Annotated in this window: 25 protein-coding genes; 9 read left to right on the forward strand and 16 right to left on the reverse strand. The window is 70.0% G+C overall.

The genetic code is table 11. The features are described 5' to 3' along the window. Window positions 1-30: 30 nt before the first annotated feature. A complete protein-coding gene (locus IU449_RS09780) occupies window positions 31-993 on the forward strand; it encodes an SDR family NAD(P)-dependent oxidoreductase (RefSeq protein WP_195001523.1) in 963 nt (320 codons plus the stop codon). A gap of 76 nt (window positions 994-1,069) precedes the next feature. On the opposite strand, the gene gatA is transcribed toward IU449_RS09780, so the two are convergent. Together gatA and gatC are read right to left on the reverse strand one after the other, a co-directional pair. Beyond that, window positions 1,070-2,560 (reverse strand): Asp-tRNA(Asn)/Glu-tRNA(Gln) amidotransferase subunit GatA, encoded by a 1,491-nt coding sequence (gatA, locus tag IU449_RS09785; RefSeq protein ID WP_195001524.1) that lies wholly within the window; start codon window positions 2,558-2,560, stop codon window positions 1,070-1,072. A gap of 144 nt (window positions 2,561-2,704) precedes the next feature. Further along, window positions 2,705-3,004, reverse strand: a complete 300-nt coding sequence (gene gatC / locus IU449_RS09790; RefSeq protein ID WP_195001525.1) for an Asp-tRNA(Asn)/Glu-tRNA(Gln) amidotransferase subunit GatC — start codon at window positions 3,002-3,004, stop codon at window positions 2,705-2,707. Window positions 3,005-3,277: 273 nt separating this feature from the next. On the opposite strand from gatC, the gene IU449_RS09795 reads away from it, so the two are divergent. Continuing rightward, window positions 3,278-3,928 (forward strand): amino acid-binding protein, encoded by a 651-nt coding sequence (locus IU449_RS09795; RefSeq protein WP_195001526.1) that lies wholly within the window; start codon window positions 3,278-3,280, stop codon window positions 3,926-3,928. A 140-nt stretch (window positions 3,929-4,068) separates the two neighbouring features. On the opposite strand, the gene IU449_RS09800 is transcribed toward IU449_RS09795, so the two are convergent. After that, the gene (locus tag IU449_RS09800; protein ID WP_195001527.1) at window positions 4,069-4,734 is read right to left on the reverse strand and encodes a hypothetical protein; all 666 of its coding nucleotides are present in this window, start codon (window positions 4,732-4,734) and stop codon (window positions 4,069-4,071) included. 17 nt (window positions 4,735-4,751) lie between these two features. Between IU449_RS09800 and IU449_RS09805 the strand changes: the two genes are divergently transcribed. Further along, window positions 4,752-5,066 (forward strand): hypothetical protein, encoded by a 315-nt coding sequence (locus IU449_RS09805; protein WP_195002580.1) that lies wholly within the window; start codon window positions 4,752-4,754, stop codon window positions 5,064-5,066. Between the two features lie 79 nt (window positions 5,067-5,145). On the opposite strand, the gene IU449_RS09810 is transcribed toward IU449_RS09805, so the two are convergent. The 3 genes from IU449_RS09810 to IU449_RS09820 form a co-directional block, all read right to left on the reverse strand. Continuing rightward, window positions 5,146-5,634 (reverse strand): GNAT family N-acetyltransferase, encoded by a 489-nt coding sequence (locus IU449_RS09810; RefSeq protein ID WP_195001528.1) that lies wholly within the window; start codon window positions 5,632-5,634, stop codon window positions 5,146-5,148. Window positions 5,635-5,891: 257 nt separating this feature from the next. Beyond that, window positions 5,892-6,233: a hypothetical protein gene (locus tag IU449_RS09815; RefSeq protein WP_324188155.1), complete on the reverse strand. Its 342-nt coding sequence runs from the start codon at window positions 6,231-6,233 to the stop codon at window positions 5,892-5,894. A gap of 242 nt (window positions 6,234-6,475) precedes the next feature. Then, window positions 6,476-6,949, reverse strand: coding sequence for a MarR family winged helix-turn-helix transcriptional regulator (locus tag IU449_RS09820; RefSeq protein WP_195001530.1), 474 nt, complete (start codon window positions 6,947-6,949; stop codon window positions 6,476-6,478). A gap of 110 nt (window positions 6,950-7,059) precedes the next feature. Here IU449_RS09820 and IU449_RS09825 point away from each other — a divergent pair, with 110 nt between their 5' ends. Both IU449_RS09825 and IU449_RS09830 read left to right on the forward strand, forming a co-directional pair. Beyond that, window positions 7,060-8,193 (forward strand): GDSL-type esterase/lipase family protein, encoded by a 1,134-nt coding sequence (locus tag IU449_RS09825; RefSeq protein ID WP_195001531.1) that lies wholly within the window; start codon window positions 7,060-7,062, stop codon window positions 8,191-8,193. Window positions 8,194-8,479: 286 nt separating this feature from the next. Beyond that, window positions 8,480-9,352 carry an SDR family NAD(P)-dependent oxidoreductase gene (locus IU449_RS09830; RefSeq protein WP_195001532.1) on the forward strand — a complete coding sequence of 291 codons (873 nt, stop codon included), beginning with the start codon at window positions 8,480-8,482 and terminating at the stop codon, window positions 9,350-9,352. Between the two features lie 184 nt (window positions 9,353-9,536). On the opposite strand, the gene IU449_RS09835 is transcribed toward IU449_RS09830, so the two are convergent. The 8 genes from IU449_RS09835 to IU449_RS09870 all read right to left on the reverse strand — a co-directional run bounded on the left by IU449_RS09835 (window position 9,537) and on the right by IU449_RS09870 (window position 20,379). After that, the gene (locus tag IU449_RS09835; protein ID WP_195001533.1) at window positions 9,537-10,781 is read right to left on the reverse strand and encodes an AAA family ATPase; all 1,245 of its coding nucleotides are present in this window, start codon (window positions 10,779-10,781) and stop codon (window positions 9,537-9,539) included. A 165-nt stretch (window positions 10,782-10,946) separates the two neighbouring features. Then, on the reverse strand, window positions 10,947-13,070 hold the full coding sequence (gene ligA, locus IU449_RS09840; protein WP_195002452.1) for an NAD-dependent DNA ligase LigA: 2,124 nt from the start codon (window positions 13,068-13,070) through the stop codon (window positions 10,947-10,949). A 178-nt stretch (window positions 13,071-13,248) separates the two neighbouring features. Further along, on the reverse strand, window positions 13,249-14,241 hold the full coding sequence (locus tag IU449_RS09845; RefSeq protein WP_195002453.1) for a methionine synthase: 993 nt from the start codon (window positions 14,239-14,241) through the stop codon (window positions 13,249-13,251). 262 nt (window positions 14,242-14,503) lie between these two features. Continuing rightward, the gene (mnmA, locus tag IU449_RS09850) at window positions 14,504-15,622 is read right to left on the reverse strand and encodes a tRNA 2-thiouridine(34) synthase MnmA (RefSeq protein ID WP_195001534.1); all 1,119 of its coding nucleotides are present in this window, start codon (window positions 15,620-15,622) and stop codon (window positions 14,504-14,506) included. Next, entirely contained in the window at window positions 15,622-16,851 is a 1,230-nt protein-coding gene (locus IU449_RS09855) for a cysteine desulfurase family protein (protein WP_195001535.1), read from the reverse strand. The genes mnmA and IU449_RS09855 overlap by 1 nt, the downstream gene beginning before the upstream one ends. A 141-nt stretch (window positions 16,852-16,992) precedes the next feature. Then, window positions 16,993-18,069, reverse strand: a complete 1,077-nt coding sequence (locus IU449_RS09860) for a lysophospholipid acyltransferase family protein (protein WP_228803865.1) — start codon at window positions 18,067-18,069, stop codon at window positions 16,993-16,995. 13 nt (window positions 18,070-18,082) lie between these two features. After that, window positions 18,083-18,910 (reverse strand): GNAT family N-acetyltransferase, encoded by an 828-nt coding sequence (locus IU449_RS09865; protein ID WP_195001536.1) that lies wholly within the window; start codon window positions 18,908-18,910, stop codon window positions 18,083-18,085. 155 nt (window positions 18,911-19,065) lie between these two features. Next, a complete protein-coding gene (locus IU449_RS09870) occupies window positions 19,066-20,379 on the reverse strand; it encodes an NAD(P)/FAD-dependent oxidoreductase (protein ID WP_195001537.1) in 1,314 nt (437 codons plus the stop codon). A 109-nt stretch (window positions 20,380-20,488) separates the two neighbouring features. Here IU449_RS09870 and IU449_RS09875 point away from each other — a divergent pair, with 109 nt between their 5' ends. The 3 genes from IU449_RS09875 (at window position 20,489) to IU449_RS09885 (ending at window position 22,101) form a co-directional block, all read left to right on the forward strand. Next, entirely contained in the window at window positions 20,489-21,346 is an 858-nt protein-coding gene (locus IU449_RS09875) for a LysR family transcriptional regulator (protein ID WP_324188156.1), read from the forward strand. An 81-nt stretch (window positions 21,347-21,427) separates the two neighbouring features. After that, a complete protein-coding gene (locus tag IU449_RS09880) occupies window positions 21,428-21,679 on the forward strand; it encodes a hypothetical protein (protein WP_067862427.1) in 252 nt (83 codons plus the stop codon). Then, window positions 21,676-22,101, forward strand: a complete 426-nt coding sequence (locus IU449_RS09885; protein ID WP_195001539.1) for a hypothetical protein — start codon at window positions 21,676-21,678, stop codon at window positions 22,099-22,101. The genes IU449_RS09880 and IU449_RS09885 overlap by 4 nt, the downstream gene beginning before the upstream one ends. A gap of 87 nt (window positions 22,102-22,188) precedes the next feature. Here IU449_RS09885 and IU449_RS09890 read toward each other — a convergent pair whose 3' ends face one another. Next, window positions 22,189-23,145: an electron transfer flavoprotein subunit alpha/FixB family protein gene (locus tag IU449_RS09890; protein WP_195001540.1), complete on the reverse strand. Its 957-nt coding sequence runs from the start codon at window positions 23,143-23,145 to the stop codon at window positions 22,189-22,191. Between the two features lie 44 nt (window positions 23,146-23,189). After that, on the reverse strand, window positions 23,190-23,975 hold the full coding sequence (locus tag IU449_RS09895) for an electron transfer flavoprotein subunit beta/FixA family protein (RefSeq protein ID WP_195001541.1): 786 nt from the start codon (window positions 23,973-23,975) through the stop codon (window positions 23,190-23,192). Window positions 23,976-24,164: 189 nt separating this feature from the next. Between IU449_RS09895 and IU449_RS09900 the strand changes: the two genes are divergently transcribed. Continuing rightward, complete coding sequence (locus IU449_RS09900; protein WP_228803867.1) at window positions 24,165-24,989, forward strand: class I SAM-dependent methyltransferase; 825 nt, start codon at window positions 24,165-24,167, stop codon at window positions 24,987-24,989.

Below are 24,989 nucleotides of genomic sequence, written 5' to 3' on the forward strand. Positions count from 1 at the left end.
CGCAGCGTCTCGCAACGAAAGGACGACGACATGACCCGAACCTGGTTCATCACCGGCGCCAACCGCGGCCTCGGCCGCGCCTTCACCGTGGCGGCGCTCGGCGTGGGCGACCGGGTCGTCGCGACCGCCCGCGATCCGCGGACCATGGCCGATCTGTCCGACGATCGGCTGATCGTGCTGCCGTTGGACGTGCGCGACCGCGCGGCTGTTGTCGACACCGTACGGACAGCCGTCGCTCGCACGGGCGGCATCGACGTGGTGGTCGACAATGCCGGCTACGGCCTGGTCGGCGCGATCGAGGAACTGTCCGAAGCGCAGGTGCGCGAGCAGATGGAGGTGAATTTCTTCGGCGCACTGTGGGTTTCGCAGGCGATCGCCCCGCATATGCGCGAGCGTGGGAGCGGACGCATCGTGCAGATCTCCACGGTAGGCGCGGTCGGCAGCCTGCCGCTGTTCGGCGCGTACAACGCGAGCAAGTGGGCGCTGGAGGGTTTCAGCGCGGCGCTGGCCGACGAACTGCGCCCCTTCGGCGTGCACGTGACGCTGGCCCAGCTCGGTGGCTTCGACACCGACTGGGCCAAGTCCAGCATGCGATTCGGCACCGCGTTGCCCGCCTATGACGCGGTGCGCGAAAGCATTCTGGGGCTCGACACCTACCCCGAGACGCACGTCGGCACCCAGGGGACGACCGCAACGGCAGCGGATGAGCAAGCCGACCCGGAACCGAGTGCGGTCGCCACGCCGGCGACAGATCCGGCCGAGACAGACCGGACCGCACCGGCGGCGGCCGGACCCGAGCCGGACGCGGCGCACGCCGAATGGATCGACGCCGCGCCGGAAGTCGCCGCACGGGCCCTGCTCGAGCTGGTGGACATGCCGAATCCGCCGCTGCGCAAGATCATCGGGCCCGGAGCGCACCAGATGGTGACCATGGCACTCGACCAGCGGCGGATCGACTACCTCCGCGATCCCGAATTCACCTGGCCCGCATAACGAACGAGCCCGCACCTGCGCGGTGCGGGCTCGGCGAGCGAGCCCCGCCTCGATCCGGGATCGGGTGGGCGCGGGCTCAGGCCGTCGGCGCTGCGGCGATCGGGCCGCGCGCGGCCTCGTACGCCGCGCCGACCCGATAGAGCCGGTCGTCGGCCAAGGCGGGCGCCATGATCTGCAACCCGACCGGCAGGCCGTCGTCCTCGCTCAGGCCGGACGGCACCGACATGGCCGGGTGGCCCGCCAGGTTCGTCGGCAGCGTGCACAGGTCCGACAGGTACATGGCCAGCGGGTCGTCGACCTTCTCGCCCAGCTTCCACGGAGTGAACGGGCTGGTCGGCGAGACCAGCACGTCGACCTGCTCGTAGGCGGAGTCGAAGTCCCGGGCGATCAGCGTGCGGACCTTGAGCGCCTGGCCGTAGTACTCGTCGTAGTAACCGGCCGAGAGCGCATAGGTGCCGATCATGATGCGGCGCTTGACCTCGGGGCCGAAACCGGCGGCGCGGGTCATCGCCATGACCTGCTCGGCGCTGCGCGTGCCGTCGTCACCGACGCGCAGGCCGTAACGCATGGCGTCGAAGCGCGCCAGGTTCGACGACACCTCCGAGGGCATGACCAGGTAGTAGGACGGCAGGCCGTACTCGAAGTGCGGGCACGACACCTCGACCACCTCGGCGCCGAGTTCCTTCAGCACCGCCACCGCGGCGTCGAAGGAGGACAGCACGCCGGACTGGTAGCTGTCGGAGTGCAACTCCTTGACCACGCCGACCTTCACCCCGCGCAGATCACCGGACGCGCCCTGCCGGGCCGCCTCGACCACCGGCGGGATCGGCACATCGCGGGAGGTGGAGTCGCGCGGGTCGTACCCGGCGATCACCTCGTGCAGCAGCGCGGTGTCGAGCACGGTGCGACCGCAGGGGCCGCCTTGATCCAGCGAGGACGCGCAGGCGACCAGGCCGTAGCGCGAGACCGTGCCGTAGGTGGGCTTGGTGCCGACGGTCGCGGTGACCGCGGCGGGCTGGCGGATGGAGCCGCCGGTGTCGGTGCCGATGGCCAGCGGCGCCTGGTGCGAGGCCAGCGCGGCGGCCGAGCCGCCGCCGGAGCCGCCCGGGATACGGGTGGTGTCCCACGGGTTGCGGGTCGGACCGTAGGCGGAGTTCTCGGTGGAGGAGCCCATCGCGAACTCGTCCATGTTGGTCTTGCCCAGGATCGGGATGCCTGCGGCCCGCAGCTTGCCGGTCAGCGTCGCGTCGTACGGCGACACCCAGCCCTCGAGGATCTTCGAGGCGCAGGTGGTGGGCATGTCGGTCGTGGTGAAGACGTCCTTGAGCGCCAACGGCACCCCGGCCAGCGGCGAGGCCGGGGCATCGCCTGCGGCCAGCGCGGCGTCCACCGCGGCGGCGGCCTCGAGCGCGCGCTCACCGGCGACGTGCAGGAAGGCGTTGATCTCCCCGTCGACCGCGGCGATGCGGTCCAGATGCGCCTGGGTCACCTCGACGGAGGTCACCTCGCGGGCGTGGATCCGCTGCGCCAGCTCGGCCGCGGTGCTGGTGGTCAGTTCGCTGCTCATTCGCCCTCCACTGTGTCCTGCGGGAGCTCCCGCACCCCGTCGGTCGAACGATCAGCTGCGCGATTGTGGATCATTCGCCCTCCACTGTGTCCTGCGGGAGCTCCCGCACCCCGTCGGTCGAACGATCAGCTGCGCGATTGTGGATCATTCGCCCTCCCCGAGAATCTGCGGAACCATGAAGCGCTGCTCCTCGACGGCGGGGGCGGCGGCGAGCGCCTCGTTCGGCGCCAGACCCGGCACCACCGCGTCCACTCGGGTCACATTGGTCTCCGGGTCGGGCGAGGCGGTCGCGGGGACATCGGCGGCGGCGACCTCGGAGATGGTCCGCACGTGGCTCAGGATCGAATCCAGCTGACCGGCGAACTGATCCAGTTCGGCGTCGGACAGCGCGAGCCGGGAAAGCCGGGCGAGGTGTGCTACCTCGTCGCGGGAGATGGCGGGCACCGCGGAACCCCTTTCGGCATGGAGAGCGTCGGGAACGGCTGGGCATGGAACCGTCGGGCAATACCCTACCGACCCCGCTCCGCGGCCCGTCATCGCCGCCACCCTCCGACGACACACCACCGCACCGAGAGCGACACGCCGCGAATCAGACAACCCGCCGTGTGGCGTGCGTCACGCCGCGCGCTTCGACTCGATAACCGACCGTTCCGGGTGTAAATATTGCCTGACCCGGGTAACCGAGCAGCAGGCTCGGCCCAGAGGAAAGGAATGCGCGTGTCTTATCTGCTCCGCGTGCAACTTCCGGATCGCCCGGGAAGCCTCGGCGCACTCGCACTCGCATTGGGCACGGTCGGAGCGGACATCCTGTCGCTCGACGTGGTCGAGCGCGGCGCGGGCTTCGCGGTGGACGATCTGGTCGTGGAAGTGGCGCCCAACGCGCTGCCCGACACGCTCATCACCGCCGCGGAGGGCATTCCCGACGTCCACGTCGATTCCATCCGCCCGTACTCGGGCGTGCTGGACACCCACCGGGAACTCGAACTCATCGATCAGGTCGCCGGCGCGCGCGACGACCGCCTGCAGATCCTGGTCGACGGCATCCCGCGGGTGCTGCGGGTCGGCTGGAGCACCATCCTCGACTCCGGCCCGCAGGGCGCCTACCGGGTCGTCGGCAGCCAGAGCGCGCCGCAGACCCAGGCGTCCTCCGCTCCCTGGATGCCGCTACAGAAGCCCACCGTGCTGGACCCCGACGGCGACTGGGTGCCGCAGATCTGGCGCGACATGGACACCAAGCTGGCCGCCGCGCCGCTCGGCAACACCGGCAAGGTACTGATGCTCGGCCGCCCCGGCGGGCCGGGCTTCCGCCCGTCGGAGGTCGCGCGCCTGGGTTACCTCGCCGGCATCGTCGCGACCGTCCTCGGCTGATTCGCTCGCCGGACACCGATGGCGCACCACGCCATCGGAATTCGGTTGGCAGACAAGGGTCCTCAGCACCCTGTGGCCGATCGCCGCAACGGCTCGCGGAGACGAGCGCCCACCGCTCGGCCGGACGGGCCCGCAGGCCGCTACGGGTCCGGCGACGAGTCCGGCGGGGGCACGTCGACGGCGATCTCCCCGCCGAGCGCGTAGCGGCCGGACAGCTGTAGATCGTCACCGCTCCAGAAGCGGCCCGGGTCGTACCAGTTCGGGCTGCGGTGGGCCGGAAGCAGATCCATCGCCTGATAGGTGGCGGCGACGATCTCCGCACAGTAGGCCTTCTCCAGTTCCCTGGGATCGGGCCGCGCGCGCCTGCGTCGCGGCATCCTGATCCGCCCGCGCAACCACCGGCCGGCCAGTCCGGCGGTCGAGGGGAACGGGGTGCCGTCGAGGCGGGCGATGGTGCGCAGCAGGCTGTCCTCCATCTCGCGCGTCACCGGATCGTTCAGCTGGCGCAACCACGCGCGCTGCCCGTACCGGTGCGCCCACACCAGCACCGCGTCGCGCAGATTGTGCAACTGCACACCGCGATGCGTGCTGCCGGTCCACATGTCGGTCAGCGAGTGGCCGAGTTCGGCATGCCAGATCAGAGCGGGCAGGTCGTCGATGACCACCGACATGCCGACGTGGTTGACCGGGCTGTTGGTCGTCATCCGGATCACCCGGTCGGCGGCGGATCTGCCTCGGAACAGCCAGATGTCGCCGGTTCTGGTGATGTCGAGCGCCCGGTCGAGACTGATGCTCCTAGCCGTCATGGCGTTAGCCTAGGGGTATGAGGTGGTGGAAGGCAGTGGGATTGGCGGGGGCGGCCGGTGTGGTCGCCACCGGTGTGATCGTGGTGCGCGCCGAACGCCGCCGCCGCGCGTACACACCCGAGCAGGTCCGTGAACAACTCCACGCGCGGTTCACGCAGGCCACCACGGCCGAGTCGGCGCTGTCGCCCGTCGAGCCGGAAGCGACGCGGGCAGATCGGCTGCGCGAGCGTTTCTGCGCGCTGGTGCGGCGCCGCCGTCCCATCCCGCGATCCTCCGCGAAAGCACGATCACCGCACCGTTCGAGCGGCACCACGTGGCGGCGGCGACGGTGATCGTTCCCGCTCGTGCGGGCGGCCGTGGCCGCCCCCGCGGGTTGCGATCGCGGCGGTGACGCTCACGAACCGATTCGGATCAGTCGGCCATGTCGACAGGCAGGCGCATGACGGTGAGCGGCAGTCCCGAGGGCGTCGCCCAATCCCGTTGCGGCGCATGGATGAAGCCGAGCCGGTCGTAGAGGCGGCGAGCATCGGCCATGGCGGGCATGGTGGTGAGCACCACGGCCCCGAAGGATTCGGCGCGGGCGAGTCCGATCACCGTGCGCACCAAGGCGGTTCCCGCGCCGAGGCCGCGGGCACCGGACGAGACCGCCAGCATGCGGAACTCGAGTTCGCCGGGACGGGCGATATCGGCGTAGGGGGTGCCGGGACGGGCAACGGTCAGCGAGCCGACCACCTCGCCCTCGTGCTCGGCGACCAGCAGGGTGGCAGAACCCGCTCGGCGGGCGGTGTCCGCGAGCTCGTCGACGTAGGGGCTGTCCGGGGAGACGTAGCCTTCGCCGACGTAGACAGCGACCGTCAGCTCGCCGATGCGGCGGTGGTCGGTCGCGGTAGCGGTGCGCACCGTGAGCCCGCTCGCCGCACCCGGACGAACCGTACTCGGGCGAGCCGCACTCCGGGCTGCCGGGCTCGAGTGCGCCGGGCTCCTGTCTGCCGAGCTCCGGTCTGCCACGCTGGAGTGCGCCGGGGTCGAGTGCGCCGAACTCCGCTCTGCCGGGCTCCGCTCTGCCGGGCTGGAGAGCGCCGGGCCCGAGTGGACGGTGCGCGGGTGTGCGGCGCTCTCGTGACCGGGCTCGGCCGTGCGCCGACCGCCACTCGTCGTCACGAGTCGAGCCCCGGACCGCTGGAGACGATCAACTGCCAACGATCGGGTTTGCCGGCCGGATAGACCACCGGCCAGTCCTGACCGATCTGCGGCCACTGTGCCCCGTCCCACACGAATCGCCGGTAGACCGTGGTCGGGGAGACCGAGGGGCCGCTGAGGTCGCCGGTGATCGTCACGAACTGCTCGCCCATCGCCTGCGGGCGCGGACTGACGCCGGTGATGCGCAGGGTGCCGTACTCCGGCTCGGCCGGTGGGTGCCCGGGTCCACGGCTGCGCCGGTAGGAGACCAGCAGCGCCACCACCAGGGCGACCAGGATGATGAGCATGGCGAACTCCATGCCGTCCATCCTAGGAGTCCTCCGATCGCCGGACAGACCCGCGCCGACGCCGTCGCCGGACAGACGGGCACCTGAGGCGTGTCTGACAATGCGGCCGGCTAGCCTCGCTTGCACGGCAGACGACGTCCGCAACGTGCACGAAACCCTCTCGGCGATCGGTGAGTACTGGCAGCCCCATCGGCTCGGCGGGTAGCGCTGTCACGCTGGTCTGACGACACTGATGAGGCGGGAACCGGTTTCGGCTATTCCGAGACCTGAGCCGCGCCCGGCACGGTGGCGTCACGGATGATGCGCAGGCTCGCGGTGAGGTCCGCGAGCTGCTTCGGGGTGAGCAGTTTGGTGAACCATCTGTCCACACCCTCGAGGTAGGCGGGCAGCACCCGGGCCACACGAGCGGCGCCGGCGGCGGTGAGGACGGCGTAGGAGCTGCGGCGGTCGTGCGGGTCTGCCTCACGCCGGACGAATCCATTGCGCTCCAACCTGTCCACCAGCCGGGTGACGCCGCTGGTGGACAGGTTGGTCTGGGTGGCCAGATCGGTCATGCGCAGCTTGCGGCCCGGCGAGCGGCTCAGGCGCATCAGGGCGTTGAGGTCGAGGCCGGAGAGCCCGTTGCTCTTCCAGGTGGCCTCGAGACAGGCGAGCAGCCCGTCATGCGCCTCGTAGAGGAGGCCGACGGCGGTCAGTCGCGGATCGTCGAAGAGCTTTTCGGTGTCCACGTGAGCAGCCTAGACCAAGAAGTTTCCACGCGGATAGTTGACATGAGGAATACATGCGCTATGTTCTTGCTTACGCAACATTCCGCACAGCAACTAAATGGAGGTTCTCGATGTCGACGCAACGCTGGGTGGCCGGTTTCCGTGCGCCGCTGGTGAATCCGGCCGAGCAGATCCGGCTCGCCGAGCCGCGTGAATTCGCCGGGCAGACCCTGCGACAGGTGGTGCGCCTGGCCGGCGGCGGACAGCAGCTGCGGGTGCGCCTGACCAACCGCTACTCCGACCGGGACCTGATCATCGGCGCGGCGGCCGTGGCGCAGCGCAAGGCCGGCGACAAGATCGTGCCCGAAACCGCTGCCGAGGTCCGGTTCGCCGGCTCGGCACGGGTACGGGTGCCCGCCTTCGGCGAAGTGGTCAGCGATCCGATCGACCTGCCGGTGGCCGCCGGGACGCACCTGGCGCTGAGCCTGTACCTGCCCGAGCCCACCGGGCCCGCCGCCTTCGCCCACATGCCGGTGGACACCGCGTGGATCGCGCCGGGTGATCAGGTCACCGCGCAGGCGCTGTCCGACGCCGAGGAAAGCACCTCGCGGTTCTTCCTCACCGGGGTGGACGTGCTCACCGAAGGTGCGCCCCCGGTGCTGGTCGCCTTCGGAGACTCCTGGTTCGAGGGCGTCGGCTCCTCCCACGGCGAGAACCGGCGCTCGGTCGACCGGTTCAACGAGCGGTTACACCGCGGCTGGGCGGTAAACCAGGGCATCGGCGGAAATCGCCTGCTCACCGATCAGATCGGCGAGCACGGTCTGTCCCGGTTCGCGCGCGATGTCCTGTCGGTACCGGGCGTCGCGGCGGTGTGGGCCAACTTCGGCATCAACGACCTGATCCTGGACGAACGAACCGCGACCGCCGCGGACATGATCGCCGGCTACACCGAACTCGCCGGCCTGGCACATGAGGCCGAACTGCCGATTTATATCAACACCATCGGCCCGTTCGGCGGCGCGCGCTACCCCGGGCTCAATATCGCCGAGGGCATCCCCGTGCGGCGGGAGCTGAACGACTGGCTGCGCGGCACCGATGTCTTCGACGCCGTGTTCGATGTGGCCGCTGCGGTCGAAGATCCGGCCCGGCCGAATTTCATCCGCCCCGAATTCGACAACGACGGCATGCACCTCAACGATGCGGGGCATCGCGCCATCGCAGCCGCCTTCGATCTCTCGGTGCTGCCCACCGCGTTCGGAAGGTGACGGTCACCCCACCGCGCTCGGCGATATCGCGAGCGCGCTTGTCTCGCACCCCGAGGTCGCGTGCGCCACGACGATCACGGACGTCAGCGCATTGTCGCGTTCCTCGAGCTCGCCGACGGCTGCCACCTGCACGGGTACCCCGCCGAACGCGGCGGAGCGCTCCCCGGCGTGTACCGCGCCGAGACCGAGATCACGCGCAGTGGATCAAGCGGGCGGACCGCTCGTCGCCTCCCGAGTCTGAGCGCGGCTTGCTTTCGAGCGCGCTCGAAGCTTTAGCGTCGGGGCCATGACCGCGACGAGCGAGACGAAGACATGGATAATCACGGGCGCGAGTTCGGGCCTCGGCCTGGCGCTCGCCGAAACGGCACTCGCAGCCGGCGAGAATGTGGTCGGGACCGCGCGACGGGCCGACCGGTTCGAGGGGCTCGAGGCGCGATATGGGGAACGGCTCCTCGCCATCGAGCACGATGTGCGCGACACAGCGGGAGCGGACGTGGTCGTGCGGCGGGCGCTGGAGGTGTTCGGGCGCGTTGACGTGCTCGTCAACAATGCCGGTGCCGGACAGGTCGGCGCGGCCGAAGAGATCACGGATGCCGCGCTACGGGCCATGCTCGAGCAGCACCTGTTCGGCCCGGCCGCCTATGTTCGTGCCGTGCTGCCCCACCTGCGGGAGCGTCGTTCGGGCGCGATCGTGCAGATGAGCAGCCAGGGCGGGCGGATGTCGTTTCCTGCCGTGGGCAGCTACTCAGCTGGCAAGTTCGCGCTCGAGGGTTGGTCGGAGGCGCTCGCGGGCGAGATCGCGCCGTTCGGCATCCGCGTCCTCATCGTCGAGCCCAGTCGCTTCCGCACCGCCTTCAACGCAGCGGACGTGCTCAACACAGCGCAACAGAGCTCGGTCTACGAGGAGGCCATCGGTGCTGTGCGCGCGAACATGGCCGAGGCCGACGGCATTCAGGAGGGCGACCCGGCACGCGCCGCCCAGGTGATCCGCGACATGCTCGACACCCCGGAGGCGCCTCTCCGGCTCCCGCTCGGTGCCGAGGCGGTGCGCAATCTCACCCGCGTCTACCGCGGTGCGCTCGACGACGTCGAGAAATGGGCGTCTGTGAGCGAGTCGGCAGACTTCCCGGGCATGCCGCCCGCGGTGCGCGCGTTCTGATCGCCGTCATTGTCGGTTATCGCCACTGAAGCGCTGATCGAACGCGTCCTCGCTGCCAGCGACGGGCCATCCTCGTCGGCGATCGATGCGCTGCACGAGCTGCTCGACGATGCCACGATCGAGGCCGGCGGACCCGCACACCGCCGACCCGGCAGCACGATCGCCGCGGGTCCGTCGCCGCTCGTCAGCGCACCGTCAGTTCGCTGGCGCCCCGCTCGTTGCGGCGCACCTGCCAGACCGTCGAGCGGGTGCGCTGGGACCGGCCGTTGCCGCGGTCGATGAGGCCGCGGTCGTCGGTGGTGAACACCAGTTGGGCGCCGTGGGTATTGGTCTCCGGGTTCTGGAAGAGCTGGATGAGGCGGTCGGTCTGTTCACCGGACAGACCTGCGCCGATGTCGTCGACGGCCAGCACGCGGCCGGTGTCCAGCGCGTCGAGCATGGTGGGCAGCAGGCGCAGCAGGGCGAGGGTGGACGAGGATTCGTCGGTGATCTCGAAGGGGATGTCGATGCCCTCGTGGACCAGTTGCAGTCCGACGCCGCGGCGGGCGACCATGCGCGCGTAGAGCGCGTCCCGGGCCGAACGCAGGTTGGCCAGTTCACGCTCCAACAGCAACGGGGTCAGTCCGTTCTGCTCGAGCAGGCGATCGGCGTGCGCGGGCGAGGCGGCGGCGAGTTCGGCGTGCTCGGCGCCCGCGGCGATATCGGCGTCGAGTTCGCGCAGGTAGTCGGCGTAGAGCGGATCGGGTTCGGCGACGAGCAGATCCGCGATGCCCAGGTCGGCGGTGCGCAGCAGCAACAGCAGACGGGCGGCGTGCTCGGCGGAGCGCGAGATGTGACCGCCGAGGCGGTGGGCCACGTCGTCCGGGTCGACCGGGCCGCGGATCACCTCCAGCATGGAAGAGAACCAGCGGTAGGCGGGCACCAGTGCCTCGGCGTACATCTGCCCCGCCAGGCTGAGCAGCAACGCGTTCGGCCGCACCAGCGGGACCAGCGCGGCGATGCCGTAGCGAGCGGCCTCGAACATCGGGCCGATCTTGATGTCGGTGCCGACGCGCTCGAACACGATGCGTTTGCGCGAGCGCGGATGGCTGTACAGCCATTCCGCGGTCACGTCGGCGTTGTCGAGGCCGAAGCCGTAGGTGTACGGACAGCCCTCGGCCACGAACGCGACCTCGAACTCCGTCGGCCGCTCCGGGTGCGCCAGATGCGGCGAGCGCACCGGCCCGGCGTACGGGTCCCAGCCGGTCACCGAGTTCAACACCGCGTCGCGCATCCGATCCAGCGCGTGGATCAGGCTCGACTTGCCCGCGGCCGGACCGCCGTGGATCGCGGTCACCGGCACCGCCACCGGGCCGCTGCCTCTGGTCAGTCGCAACTCCTGGGTATCGGCCAGTGAACGGTGATTGGTCACCTGGAAACTGCGCAGCATGCCGTCATGATTCCCGGTGTCCCGGCGTCGACGCACGGCAACCCACCGGTTCCCGCCGCGCGCACGGCTCGGCCCGGCGTCTTCACCCGCTGCCGCGACCCACCGCTGCCTGGGTGCCTACACCAGACCAGCGGTGGTGAAGGTGAGCGCGAGCCGGAGCAGGCGCTATTCCGCGGGCTCGTCGGCGGCGGGGGTGACCGCGGCGGGCCCGTGTTCGAGCAACCGCACGAATCCCTCTTCGTCGAGGATCGGGACCCCGAGTTCCTCGGCCTTGGCCGCCTTGGAGCCGGGTGCGTCGCCGACCACGACGAAGGCGGTCTTCTTCGACACCGAACCGGCGGCCTTGCCGCCGCGCAGCAGAATCGCCTCCTTGGCCCCGTCGCGGGAGAACCCTTGCAGCGAGCCGGTGACCACGATGGACAGGCCCTCGAGATTGCGCTCGATGGACTCGTCGCGCTCGTCGACCATCCGCACGCCCGCGGCGCGCCACTTGTCCACGATGGCGCGATGCCAGTCGACGGTGAACCATTCGGCCACCGCCGCCGCGATGGTCGGGCCGACGCCGTCGGTCGCCGACAGTTCCTCCACGCTCGCCTGCTCGATGCGCTCGATGTCGGCGAATTCGGCGGCGAGCGCCCGTGCCGCGGTCGGGCCGACGTGGCGGATGGACAACCCGACCAGCACCCGCCACAGCGGCTGATCCTTGGCGGTCTGCAGGTTCTGCAGCAGCCGTCGGCCGTTGGCGGACAGGCCGCCCTCTTTGTTGGTGAACAGCGAGGTGGTCAGCAGGCGAGCTTCGTCCAGGTCGAACAGATCGCCCTCGTCGCCGATCGCACCCGACTCGAGCAGGTCGGTCGCGGCCTCGTAACCGAGCGCCTCGATGTCGAAGGCGCTGCGTCCGGCCATGTGGAACACGCGCTCGCGCAATTGGGCGGGACAGTGTCGCTGGTTGGGGCAGCGGATGTCGGCGTCGCCCTCCTTCTCCGGAGCCAGCGCGGTGCCGCACTCCGGGCAGTGCGTGGGCATGACGAACTCGCGTTCGGCGCCGGTGCGGGCGTCCACCAGCGGCCCGAGCACCTCGGGAATCACGTCGCCGGCCTTGCGGATGGTGACGGTGTCGCCGATCAGCACGCCCTTGCGCTTGACCTCGGAGGCATTGTGCAAGGTCGCCATCGCGACCGTCGACCCGGCGATCGGCACCGGCTCCATCACCGCGAACGGGGTGACACGCCCCGTCCGGCCGACGTTCACCGCGATGTCGAGCAGCTTGGTCGTGGCCTCTTCCGGCGGGTACTTGTAGGCGGTGGCCCACCGTGGCGCGCGCGAGGTGGAGCCGAGGCGGCGCTGCAGGGCGGTCTCGTCGACCTTGATGACCTGGCCGTCGATCTCGTGCTCGATGTCGTGGCGGTGCTCGCCCCAGTAGGCCACCCGCTCGATCACCGCGTCGATACCGCGCACGACCCGCGCGTGCTCGGACACCGGCAGCCCCCAGGCCGACAGCGCCCGGTAGGCCTCGGACTGCGAGGTGAAGGCGGCGCCCTCGACGCGGCCGACACCGTGGCAGATCATCCGCAGCTTCCGCCGCGCCGTCACCGCCGGGTCCTTCTGCCGCAGCGAACCCGCCGCGGTGTTGCGCGGATTGGCGTAGGGCGGTTTGCCTTCGGCGACGATGGAGGCATTGAGCGCCTCGAAATCCTCGAGTCGCATATACACCTCGCCACGGACCTCGAGCAGCGTGGGAACGGGGAATTCCGCGTTGTCCGCCAGCCGAGCGGGCACATCCTCGACGGTGCGGGCGTTGAGCGTCACATCCTCACCGGTGCGGCCGTCGCCGCGGGTGGCGCCGCGCACCAGCCTGCCGTTCTCGTAGACGAGGTTCAGAGCGACGCCGTCGATCTTCACCTCGCACAGGTAGTGCAGGTCCGGGCCGGTCTCGGCTTCGACTCGCGCGGCCCAGGCGCGCAGTTCGTCGTAGTCGAAGACGTTGTCGAGCGAGAGCATCCGCTCGAGATGGTCGACCGCGGTGAAGTCGGTGGCGAAACCGCCGCCCACCAGCTGTGTGGGGGAATCCGGGGTGAGCAGGTCGGGGTGGCGCGCCTCGAGATCCTGCAGCTCGCGCAGCAGAGCGTCGAATTGGGCGTCGGAGATGACGGGCGCGTCGCGCACGTAGTAGCGGAACTGGTGCTCGCGCACCTCTTCGGCCAGTTCCTGCCAGCGCAGCCGATCCTCCTCCGAGGCCGGGACCTGTTCGGCCGGATGGGCTCCCGCCGGGCCCGTGTGCGGCCCCATATCCGACTCGTCGTCATCCATGGCGAAATCCGCCGCCGTAGTGGAGTCGGCTGTCGTCGTGGATTCCCTTGTCATCGTGGATTCCGCCGGCGCCGTGGATTCCGCGGCCGTGTCCCTGTCGCTCACGAAAAGCACATTAGCCGAGCCCACCGACACGTTCCCGCACGTCGGCGGTGGTTCACAGGGTGCCGAGCGACTCCGGATCCTCGGCGTAGGCGCGGCTGACCTCGGCGGCCAGGGTCAGGGCGCGCCGCGCCCACGGCAGCGGCGCGCCGCCGAGACCGCAGGCAGGTGCGACGAGTATTCGACGAGCCAGCGTGACGCGGGGGAAGCCCAACCGGTCGATCAGGCGCACGCCGGGTTCGGCGATCTCGCGCCAGGTCACCGTGCCCGCGGGTTCGGTGGTGGGGACCAGGCCCAGCACGAGCTTGGTGCCCGCGTCGAGCGTTTCGCCGAGCGAGTCGAGGTCGGCGGTGCCGATATGGGCGACGTCGATGGCGAGAGCGGCCGCCGCGGTGCTCCGCAACAGTGCCAGCGGCGGGTTCGCGGAGCAGTCGTGCAGCACGACGGGGACGCGCTGGGCCTCGATCACCCGGTCCAGCACCGCTCGGGCCTCGGGTTCGGGGACTGCGCGCACGGTGTCGAGAACGCTGACGCCGCGCAGCGCGCCGTCGAGCACTTCACGCAGATTCGGCTCGTCGAGCTGGACGACGATGTCCGCGCCCAGCCGCCTGCGCACCTCGTCCGCGTGCGCGGCCACCCCTTCGGCCAGCGACTCGGACAGATCGCGCACGGCGCCGGGATCGGTGAGCGCGCGATGACCGGAGGGCAGTTCGATCTGCGCGGCCAGGGTCAGCGGGCCTGCCGCCTGCAGCTTGATCACCCGGCCCGTGCCCGCCGCCCCCGACGTCTCCCACACTTCTTCGAGGGCGTCGAGATCGGCGCGCAGCAGGTCGCGGGCGCGCCGGGAGACCGCGCCGGGACGGGTGGCCAGCCGGTAGGCACGCGTGCTGGTGTCCAGGCGCATGTCGACCAGCAGGGCCGACATGCGGCCGATCATGTCCGCGCCGATGCCGCGGGCGGGCAGCTCGACCAGATGCGCCAGGTCCGGCAGTTCCCCGAGGATGGTCGCCGCGGCCTCGCGGGGATCGGTGCCCGGCCAGGAACCCATGCCGGTGCTGATGCCGCCGCGCAAGATCTCCGGCGCCTGCGCCGTCTCGTCGCGCGCCGACACGCTCCCCGCCTCGGTTACCTCGGAACCACTGCTCCGCGTCCCGTTTTCGCTCACCACCACTCGCCCCTCACCCACGATGCATCGTTTCCGGCGCCGACCTCATGACGGCATTGTGCTCGCGATCGGCGCCGCCCTCGCCATCGGTCCGCCACGCGCCGCCGCGGGCCGGGCAGCGGCTCGACGGCGTGCGGCGGTCGCGTCACCGCGCGGTCGCGTCGGCGGGGATCTCCGCGATGCGGTTCGCGCGGTCGGTGCCGGTGATGGTGCCGCTGCCGACGACCTCGTCGCCTGCCTCGTCCGGGCGGTACAGCACCACGGCCTGCCCCTTCGCGACGCCGGTCAACGGCTTACGCAGGCGGACCAGTAGTCCCCCGTCGACGGATTCGGCGACGGCGGGAGCGGTGCCGCCGTGCGCGCGTACCTGGGCCACGCACTCGAACGGACCCTCGGGCGTCCGGCCGGAGGTCCAGATCGCCCGCTCCGCGCGCACCTGCCAGACCTGCAGGTCCTCGGCCGAGCCGACCCGCACCGTGCCCGAATCGGGGTCGATGTCGGTCACGTAGCGGGGCTTGCCGTCGGCGGCGGGGCCGGGCAGCCCCAGCCCTTTGCGCTGACCGATGGTGAAGCCGTGCACGCCCTCGTGCTCGGCGAGCACCCGGCCGTCGGTGTCGACCAGCGCGCCCGGCCTGATGCCGATCCTGGCGCCGAGGAAGGCGCGGGTGTCACCGGAGGGGATGAAGCAGATGTCGTGGCTGTCGGGCTTGTTCGCCACCGCCAGGCCGCGCTCGGCCGCTTCTTCGCGGATCCGCGGCTTCGGGGTGTCGCCGACCGGGAACATCGCGCGCGAGAGTTGCTCGGCGGTGAGCACAGCCAGCACGTAGGACTGGTCCTTGTCGGCGTCGACGGCGCGGCGCAGCACGCCGTCGGACAGCCGGGCGTAGTGACCGGTCACCACGGCGTCGAAGCCGAGCGCGACGGCACGGTCGGCCAGCGCGGCGAACTTGATCTTCTCGTTGCAGCGCAGGCACGGATTCGGCGTCTCCCCCGCGGCGTAGGCGGCGACGAAATCGTCGATGACGTCTTCCTTGAACCGATCGGCGAAGTCCCACACGTAGAACGGGATGCCGAGCACGTCGGCGGCCCGGCGCGCGTCACCGGCATCCTCCTTGGAGCAGCAGCCGCGCGAACCGGTGCGCAGCGTGCCCGGTTCCGCCGACAGCGCCAGGTGCACGCCGACCACCTCGTGGCCCGCGTCGACCGCGCGCGCGGCCGCGACGGCCGAGTCGACGCCACCGCTCATCGCCGCGAGTACTCGCATCACACACCGCCTTTCGCACCGGCGAGACCAGCGGCCCTGGCTCGCTCCACAACCTGAGGCAAAACGTTCACGAGGGCGTCCACATCGGCGCGCGTCGAGGTGTGCCCGAGGGAGAACCGCAGCGAACCGCGCGCCGTGCGCTGGTCCACGCCCATCGCGATCAGCACATGACTCGGCGCGGCCACCCCCGCATTGCACGCCGAACCGGTGGAACATTCGATTCCGGCGGCGTCCAGCAGCATCAGCAGCGAATCGCCCTCGCAGCCGGCGAAGGTGAAATGCGCGTTGCCGGGCAGCCGCGCATGGTCGGCCGGGCCGTTGAGCACCGCGTCGGCGACCACGTCGGTGACCCCGGCGATCAACTGGTCACGCAACGCGGTCAGGTGCGCGGCGTGGACGGGCAGTGCGAGGACGGCGTGCTCGAGCGCGGCGGCCATGCCGACCGCGGCGGGGGTGTCGGAGGTGCCCGACCGCAGATCGCGTTCGTGGCCCCCGCCGTGCAGCAGCGGCACGCACGGCACCTGCCTGCCCAGCAGCAGCACGCCGATTCCGTGCGGTCCGCCGAATTTGTGCGCGGTGAAGCTTGCCGCCGACAGTCCGCTCGAGGCGAAGTCGATCGGTAGCTGGGCGGCGGCCTGGACGGCGTCGCTGTGCATCGGCACATCGAATTCCCGTGCCACCGCGACGAGTTCGGCGATCGGCTGGATGGCGCCGACCTCGTTGTTCGCCCACATGACGGTGACCAGCGCCACCTCGTCGGCGTGCTCGCTCAGCTCGGCGCGCAACGCCTCCGGCGCGACCAGCCCCTCGGCGTCCACCGGCAGCCACGTCACCCGGGCGCCCTCGTGCTGCTCGAGCCATTCGACCGCGTCGATCACGGCGTGGTGCTCCACGGCGGAGGCGATGATCCGCACCCGGCGCGGGTCGGCGTCCCTGCGCGCCCAGAAGATGCCCTTGACCGCGAGGTTGTCGCTCTCGGTGCCACCGGAGGTGAAGATCACTTCCGAAGGCCGCGCGCCCAGGTTCGCCGCGATCGATTCGCGCGCCTCCTCGAGCATCCGCCGCGCGGTCCGCCCCGACCCGTGCACCGAGGACGCGTTGCCCGGCCTGGCCAGGGCAGCCGTCATCGCCTCGATGGCGACGGGGAACATCGGTGTGGTCGCCGCGTGATCGAGGTAGACCGTCTGGGGTGCAGCACCGATGACCGGACCCGAATAAGCCGACTTCATGACCAGTAAAGGATAGCCGTCGCGGTCGCGCCGATATTCCCGCACCGAACCGGCGACCGGCGACCCCCGGCGCGAGCAGGCCGGACCCACCCCTTCCCGGTGGTCACCGGCACCGGCGCGAGCACCGGCAGCGTGCCGCTGTCACGCGCGCTCCGCGGCCGGTGTGACGGACGGGTCCTGCACGCGAGTCGTGGTGGCCTCGATCCACTCGGAGCTGTCGTGCCCGTGCCGGGACAGGTCGTGACCGCGCACCGCCTGCTCGCAGCGCCGGGCCAGCTCACGCCGGTCCATACCCGGGTACTCGAGTGGTTCGAGCACGATCTCGGCGGTGATGCCCGACGAGCGCAGCATCCGTAGTGCCGAATCGAGGAACGAATCGTCGCCGACGAACCCGGGGGCGGTGCACTGGGCGCCGTGCCGGTCCAGGTAGCGCAGGCGAATCGGCTGCACGAACGCACCCGCGTCGACGGCGGCCTGGAAGAAGGCGGGGCGCAGACGGCCGTAGGCGCGACCACACCAGGTCGTGCCCTCGGGGAACACCGCGACCGTCTCGCCGCTCGACAGCCGCTGGGCCACCCGTCCGACGGTGGTGGGCAGGGCGCGCAGTCGCTCGCGTTCGATCGGGACGACCTTCATCAGACGGGCCAGCGGGCCCAGCACCGGCCAGTCGACCAGGTCGGCGCGGGCCACGAATCCCATCGGCCGAACCGCCACCAGCGCGAGCACATCGGTCCAGCCGACATGGCCGACGACGACGAGCACCCCGGCGGAGCGCGGCGCCTGCTGCTCGGTGCGCCGATCCACCACCTTCAGGCTCATGCCGAGGCAGCTCAGCGCGGCGTGGGCGTAACCGCGCCGCATCCGGTCGCGAGCGACCGGTGGGGTCGCCACGTGCGCCAGCGGGTAGCTCGTCAACAGACCGGCGAGGCCGGCGACGCGAGCGATCACCCGCATCGTGCCGACGCGCGCGGTCGGTTCGATGCAGGACGGTCCGCATGGGCTCGACGGCATCCACGAGTGGTAGGGCGTGTGCGCCTGCGCTGTCGTCGGGGGCCGGGCCGCCGCGGGCTGATCGGTACGACACTCGGCGGCACCGGGTTCGGCGTCGAGATGCCGGGCGGCGGCGGGCTGCTCGGCGCGATCGCGCTCGACACGACGCTGCGCGATGTCGGCCGGGGTGTCGGCGGGCGGGTTCACGGTGCGCGCTGTGTCGAACATGGCGAAGAAGTCCTTACCGGCCCGTGTCCAGGGCCGTCGCGGCGCCCTGCAGGCGCTCCAGGTACCGGGTGTCGACGGTGTCCATGCCCAGCAGGGCCACGAAATCCGCGACCCCGAAGTCCGGATCGTGTGCGGGTTCGCCGCAGATCTGCGCGCCCAGGCGCAGGTAGCCGCGCATCAGCGGCGGGAGCTTCGGGCGAGCGGGCGCGGGCAGTTCGTCGAGGGAACGATTGTCGACGACCACGGGCCGCAGCGGCCGGACCCGCAATTCCGGTGCCACGGCATGCTTGCTCAGGACGAGATCCCGCACACCGCGCACATTGTGGCCCGCCGGGTCACCGGGATGTTCCTGCATCGGCACCGAGACGCAGCCCATCACCTGTTCGTAACCGGTGAGCTGGATGTAGTGCAGAATGCCCGCCCACATGAGGGTGAGCACCGAACCGTTGCGGTGCTCGGGCACCACGCAGGCCCGGCCCATCTCCACGATGCGCCTGCCGTGCGGATCCAGCTGCGCCAGATCGAATTCGGTGGCGGTGTAATACCCGCCCGCCGCTGTGGCCTTGTCCGGCGGCAACATCCGGTAGCAGCCGACGAACTCGCCGCTGCGCTCGTCACGGACCAGCAGATGGTCACAGTGCACGTCGAAACGGTCTGCGTCCAAGCCGGTTCCGTCGTCGGCGATGACGAATCCCGGTTCGTTGGCGAACACCCCGTAGCGCAAGCGCTGGGCCGCTTCGCGATGCTCGGCATCGGAGGCGACGACCAGCGCGTACCGGGAGCGCGGCGCAACGGATTCCGCCGGGCCGGCCGGGGCCCTCAGCACAGACGAAAGAGTCATGTCCCTGATGAAGCCAGGCCGACACTGCGATGGGGCGACCTCGAAGTGTCGCCCGAATGCCCGTTCGGTGAACGAGACCGGGGTCACACCCGCTGTTCACCGCGGCGTCGCGCACCATTCGCGCCGACGCGGCGAACGCGTGACCCGAACTGCCGCTATGCCGCGATCGGTGTGCGTTCCTCGGTCCGCTCGGTCTGCCGCTCCACCTCGTCGAAGCCGGGGCGTCCGGTGCCGATGAAGGCGATCAGCCAGGAGGCGACCGCGGCGAACCGGTTGCGGAAGCCGACCAGATAGAACAGGTGCACCGCCAGCCACATGAACCAGGCGATGACGCCGCGGAAGCTGATGCGCTCGTTGAGCTTGGCCACCGCGCTGAACCGGCTGATCACCGCCATGCTGCCCTTGTCCCAGTAGAAGAACGGGGTGCCCGGCTGGATCTTGCGGCGGATGATGTCGGCGGCGTGCCGGCCTTCCTGCATGGCCACCGGCGACTGGCCGGGGTAGCCGTTGAGCGAGGTCATGTCGCCGATGGCGTAGATGTCGGCGTAGCCGCCCACGGTCAGGTCCGGGTTGATCAACAGCCGTCCGGCGCGGTCGGTCTCGGCGCCGGTCGCCTCGGCCAGCAGCTTCGCGAAGCCGCCCGCCTGCACACCGGCCGACCACACCACCGTCTCGGCGGCGATCGTGCGCTGGGCGCCCGACTTGTCCTTGACGGTCACCACACCGGGCTCGATATCGGTGACGAAGGTGTCCAGCAGTACATCGACACCGCCGTTGGCCAACGACTCCTTCGCGTACTCCGACAGCCCGCCACCGAACGGCGGCAGCACCGCGCTCGCGCCCTCGACCAGGGTCACCGAGACCTTCTGGTGGAAATGCCTTTTGGCGAGTTCGGTGAGCTGACCCGCCACCTCGACACCGGTCGCGCCGGCACCGACGACCACGAAGCTCAGCAGTCGATCCCTGGTCTCCGGATCGGCCTTCGCGGCCTCGGTGAACACCCGTTCGATCTGCGCGCGCAGCAACTTCGCGTCGTCGATGGTCTTGAGCGAGTAGGTCTTCTCGGCGAAATCGTCGCGGCCGAAGTACGACTGCGACGCGCCGGTCGCCGCGATCAGCGAGCCGTACCGGATGCGGCGCACCCCCTGCTCGGTGCGATAGGTCAGCACGGCGGCATCGGGATCGATGCCGATCACGGTGCCCTGGCGGGTCTCACCGTTGTCGTGCCTGCGCAGGATCCGCTCGATCGGCGGGGCGATCTCCTCCGCACCCAGCACACCGGTGGCGACCTGGTACAGCAGCGGCTGGAACAGATGCTCGCGGGTACTCGAGATCAGGACGTACTCGACCCCCGACTTCGCCAGCTGCTTGGCGGCGGCGAGCCCGCCGAACCCCGACCCGACAATGACCACATCTTTGTACTCGAGCACTCCGGCCCCCAAAGCTTCCACGGTAACGACGCTGTTCATCATTCCTCCTCTGTCATGACAAACCGTTATCCGGAACTCGAATATTTCAGGGGTCAGGGCGCATAATTCAGATGACTCTTATCTGACTTGCTCATGAATGGAGATCGAAGTGGAGCTTCGGCAGCTCACGTACTTCGTCGCGGTATGCGAGGAGCTCAGTTTCAGCAGGGCAGCGGCCCGCTGCTTCATCTCGCAGTCGGCGATCAGTCATCAGATCGCCCGCCTCGAACACGACCTCGGGGTTCAGCTCTTCGAGCGCTCGACCCGATCGGTGGTGCCGACCGACGCGAGCACAAGATTACTCCCACTGGCCAAGCAAATGCTCAGTCTGGAGTCGGCCATCCGGGCCGCCGTGCGCACCACCAGTCCGCGAATCCGGCTGGCCGCCAACATGTCCTTCGCCACCCGCTCGCTGTCGGCCATCGCCCGCGCCCGCGCCGCCCATCCCGACGCGGAGATCGAATTCGTCATCAAGCCGTTCCGTCAACGCATCTCCGCGGTGGCCGACGGCGACTGCGATCTGGCACTGATCCGCGGCAGCGTCCAGCAACCCGGCATCGACGTCGAACAACTCTGGGTCGAGGACCTCATGCTCGCCACCGCCCCCGAACACCCCCTCGCGGGCCGCACCGACGTCACCCTCACCGAACTCGGCGCCTACCCGCTGCTGTTGCCCCCGGAGTCCGAACAGGTCCTGCTGCACAACGTCGTCCGCGCCGCCTTCGCCGACCTCCCCGTCGGCCCCACCTTCGGCCCGCCCATCCCGCCCGACCACACCGCGACGATGGAACTGATCAACCACCCCGACGCCTGGACCATCCTCTACGCCAACAGCCCCACCGAGGGCATCGCCACGGTCGAACTCGCAGACCGCCCTCTGCGCATCCCCGTCTGCGCCGTCCTGCGCGCCGACACCCGCCGCTCCCCCATCCTCAGCACACTTCTCGACGGCCTCCACACCGCTTGACCTGCCGCCTGGTACGCGACGCTCACGCACAACTCCTCGAATCAGGAGAAATAATCCAACCATAGGATCTATGATTAATTTATGAGCGATGCCATGACCACCGTCTCCGTCCCCCGATCCCTACGCGACCGTCTCGCCGCCATCCGGCCGGGCAAGATGTCGGACACCATCGCAATACTCCTCGACGACTACGACCGGCGCCGCAATGCCGAGCGAATGGCTTTCGAGGAGCGCATGGCCGCCGCGCAGGCGAACAGCGCAGCCCGGGCCACCGGCGCAGCGTTCGCACAGCATTTGATAGACCTGGCAGCTGCCCAGGACGCCATCCGGTGACCGGCTATGTGCTCGACAACACCGTCCTGACCGCCTTCGCCCAAGGCGACGATCATGTAGCGAACACCTTGGCAGCGCTGGACGAGAACAGCATCCGGCTGTCCGTGCCGATTCTCGAACTGGCGACCGCCCAGGCCGGTCTGTCCGACGACCAGGCCGCGAGCATCGCCGGCTTGGTCACCCATCTGCCCGCAATCGAACTCGACGTCCTCGACGGCACCGACCCGGCCCGGGAACTCGCCCACGCAGCCGCATGGATCACCGACCCGCCCGATCTGGCGGCCGCGCACACCTCCGCTGTCGCCCATCGCCTGGACTGGGCGATACTCACCCTCGATCCGACCCGCTGGGAGGCGGTGAACATTCAACTGCCGTGGAAACCACGGGTCATTCAACTCGCCGAACCACCCGACGGCGCCTGACAGGGTCGACGGATACCGAAATGCCCGGTCGGAGTAGGTACTCCGGCCGGGCGTCTCGAGAGTTGTTCGCGGCGGAACCGCGGGGGCTCAGCCCTTGTGCGTCTTGACCGCCTCGGTCAGCTGCGGGGCGACATTGAACAGGTCGCCGACGATGCCGTAGTCCGCGATCTCGAAGATCGGGGCTTCCTCGTCCTTGTTGACCGCCACGATGGTCTTGGAGGTCTGCATGCCCGCGCGGTGCTGGATGGCGCCGGAGATGCCGAGGGCGATGTACAGCTGCGGGGAGACCGTCTTACCGGTCTGACCGACCTGGAACTGGCCCGGGTAGTAGCCCGAGTCGACGGCGGCGCGGGAAGCGCCGACGGCCGCGCCGAGCGAATCGGCCAGCGCCTCGACGACGGCGAAGTTGTCGGCGGAACCGACGCCGCGGCCACCGGAGACGACGATGTTCGCCTCGGTCAGCTCAGGACGGTCACCGGCGACGACCGGCTCGCGCGAGGTCACCTTGACCACGCCCTCTTCCTGCGCGGGGACCTCGACGGTCACCTTCTCGCCCGCGCCGGCCTGCGCGACGGCCTCGACCGCGCCGGGGCGCACCGAGATGACCGGCACATCGCTGTTGGCCTTCGCCTCGACGGTGAACGCGCCACCGAAGATGGAGTGCGTGGCCGAGCCGTCGGCGCTCACGCCGATGACGTCGATGAGCAGACCGGAGCCGATGCGGGCGGCGAGGCGGCCCGACACCTCCTTGCCCTCGGCCGAGGCGGCCACGATCACCGCGGCCGGGGAGACCGACTCCACCAGGCCGGCGAGCACGTCGACCTTGGGGGTGATCAGGTAATTCTCCACGTCGTCGGACTCGGCGACGTAGATCTTCTCGGCGCCCGCGGCGGCCAGCGCGTCGGCGATCTTGTCGGCCTCGCCCGGCACGCCGAGCACGACGGCGGACGGGGTGCCCAGGGCGCGGGCGGCGGTGAGCAGTTCGGTGCTGACCTTCTTGATCGCACCGTCGGCGTGCTCGACGAGCACGAGTACTTCAGCCATGTGTGTTCTCTCCTAGGAAGTCTTCAGTCCGAATCCGACGCGGATCAGATGATCTTCTGGCCGACCAGGTACTGAGCGATCTTGGTGCCGCCGTCGCCCTCGTCCGCGATCTTCTCGCCCGCGGTGCGCGGGGGCTTCGGGGTCGAGGAGGTGACGGTGGTACCGGCGTTCTCCACACCCACGGTGGAGGGATCCACGCCGAGGTCGGCGAGGGTGAAGACCTGAACTTCCTTCTTCTTGGCGGCCATGATGCCCTTGAAGGAGGGGAAGCGCGGCTCGTTGATCTTCTCGGTGACCGAGACGATCGCGGGCAGGGTGGCCTCCAGCTTGAAGACGCCCTCGTCGGTCTCGCGCTCGCCGGTGATCTTGTCGCCGTCGACGGTCAGCTTGCGCAGGTGGGTCAGCTGCGGCAGGCCCAAGTACTCGGCGATGATCGCCGGGATGGCGCCCGCGCGGCCGTCGGTGGCCTCGTTACCGGCGATGACCAGCTCGACGCCCTCGACCTGGCCGAGCGCCGAAGCCAGCACCCAGGCGGTCTGCACGGCGTCGGAGCCGTGGATGGCCGGGTCGTTGATGTGGATGGCCTTGTCGGCACCCATGGACAGCGCCTTGCGGATGGCCTCGGTGGCGCGGTCGGGGCCCGCGGCCAGCACGGTGACCTCGCCGCCCTGCGCCTCCTTGATCAGCAGCGCTTCCTCGACGGCGCGCTCGTTGATCTCGTCGAGGACGGCGTCGGCGGCCTCGCGGTCCAGGGTGTAGTCCCCGTCGGACAGCTTGCGCTCGGACCACGTGTCGGGAACCTGCTTGATGAGTACGACGATGTTCGGCATCGGTGTTCGTCGACCTCCTGTTCTGGGGCGGATGGGGGCGGCGCACGAACCAGGCCGTACGTCCACTCGGGTAGCTCGGCAGGTGACACTACCCTACGTTAAGTTACTCGTGGGTAACTTAGGTGTCGAAGCGCGACGAAGGCGGTCCAGATGAGCCGGGGACTTTCCCCTACCAGTAACGTCGACGGGATGAGCAAGGCTGTGATCCCTGCCGCAGTGAGCGACGACGAGGTCGTCCCCGGGACGGACGACACTGCGGACTCCGGACCCGAGACGTTGCCGCTGACCGGCGAGCGCACGGTGCCCGGCATCGCCGAGGAGAACTACTGGTTCCGCAGGCACGAGATCGTCTACGCCAGGCTGCTGGACCGCTGCGCGGGAAAGACCGTGCTCGAGGCCGGATCCGGCGAGGGCTACGGCGCGGACATGATCGCGGGCGTCGCCGCGAAGGTGACCGGTCTCGACTACGACGAGAGCGCGGTGGCCCACGTGCGCGCCCGCTACCCGCGCGTGGAGATGATCCAGGGCAATCTCGCCGACCTGCCGCTGGCCGGCGAGTCGGTCGACGTGGTGGTGAATTTCCAGGTGATCGAACATCTCTGGGACCAGAGCCAGTTCCTGCGCGAATGCCTGCGGGTGCTGCGCCCCGGCGGCGAACTGCTGATCAGCACACCGAACCGGATCACGTTCTCCCCCGGCCGCGACACCCCGCTCAACCCGTTCCACACCCGCGAACTCGACGCCGCCGAACTCGACGAACTGCTGGTCGACGCGGGCTTCCGGGTGGAACTCATGACCGGCGTGCACCACGGCGAGACGCTGCGCGCCCTCGACGCCAAGCACGGCGGCTCGTTCATCGACGCGCAGATCCAGCGGGCGCTGGCCGGTGAACCCTGGCCCGAAGAACTCACCGCCGACGTGGCCGCGGTGCGCATCGAGGACTTCGACCTGCGCGCCGACGACATCGACGCCAGCCTCGATCTGGTCGCGATCGCGGTGAAGCCCGGGAAGTGA

Source organism: Nocardia higoensis, assembly GCF_015477835.1.
Classification (GTDB): Bacteria; Actinomycetota; Actinomycetes; order Mycobacteriales; family Mycobacteriaceae; genus Nocardia; species Nocardia higoensis_A.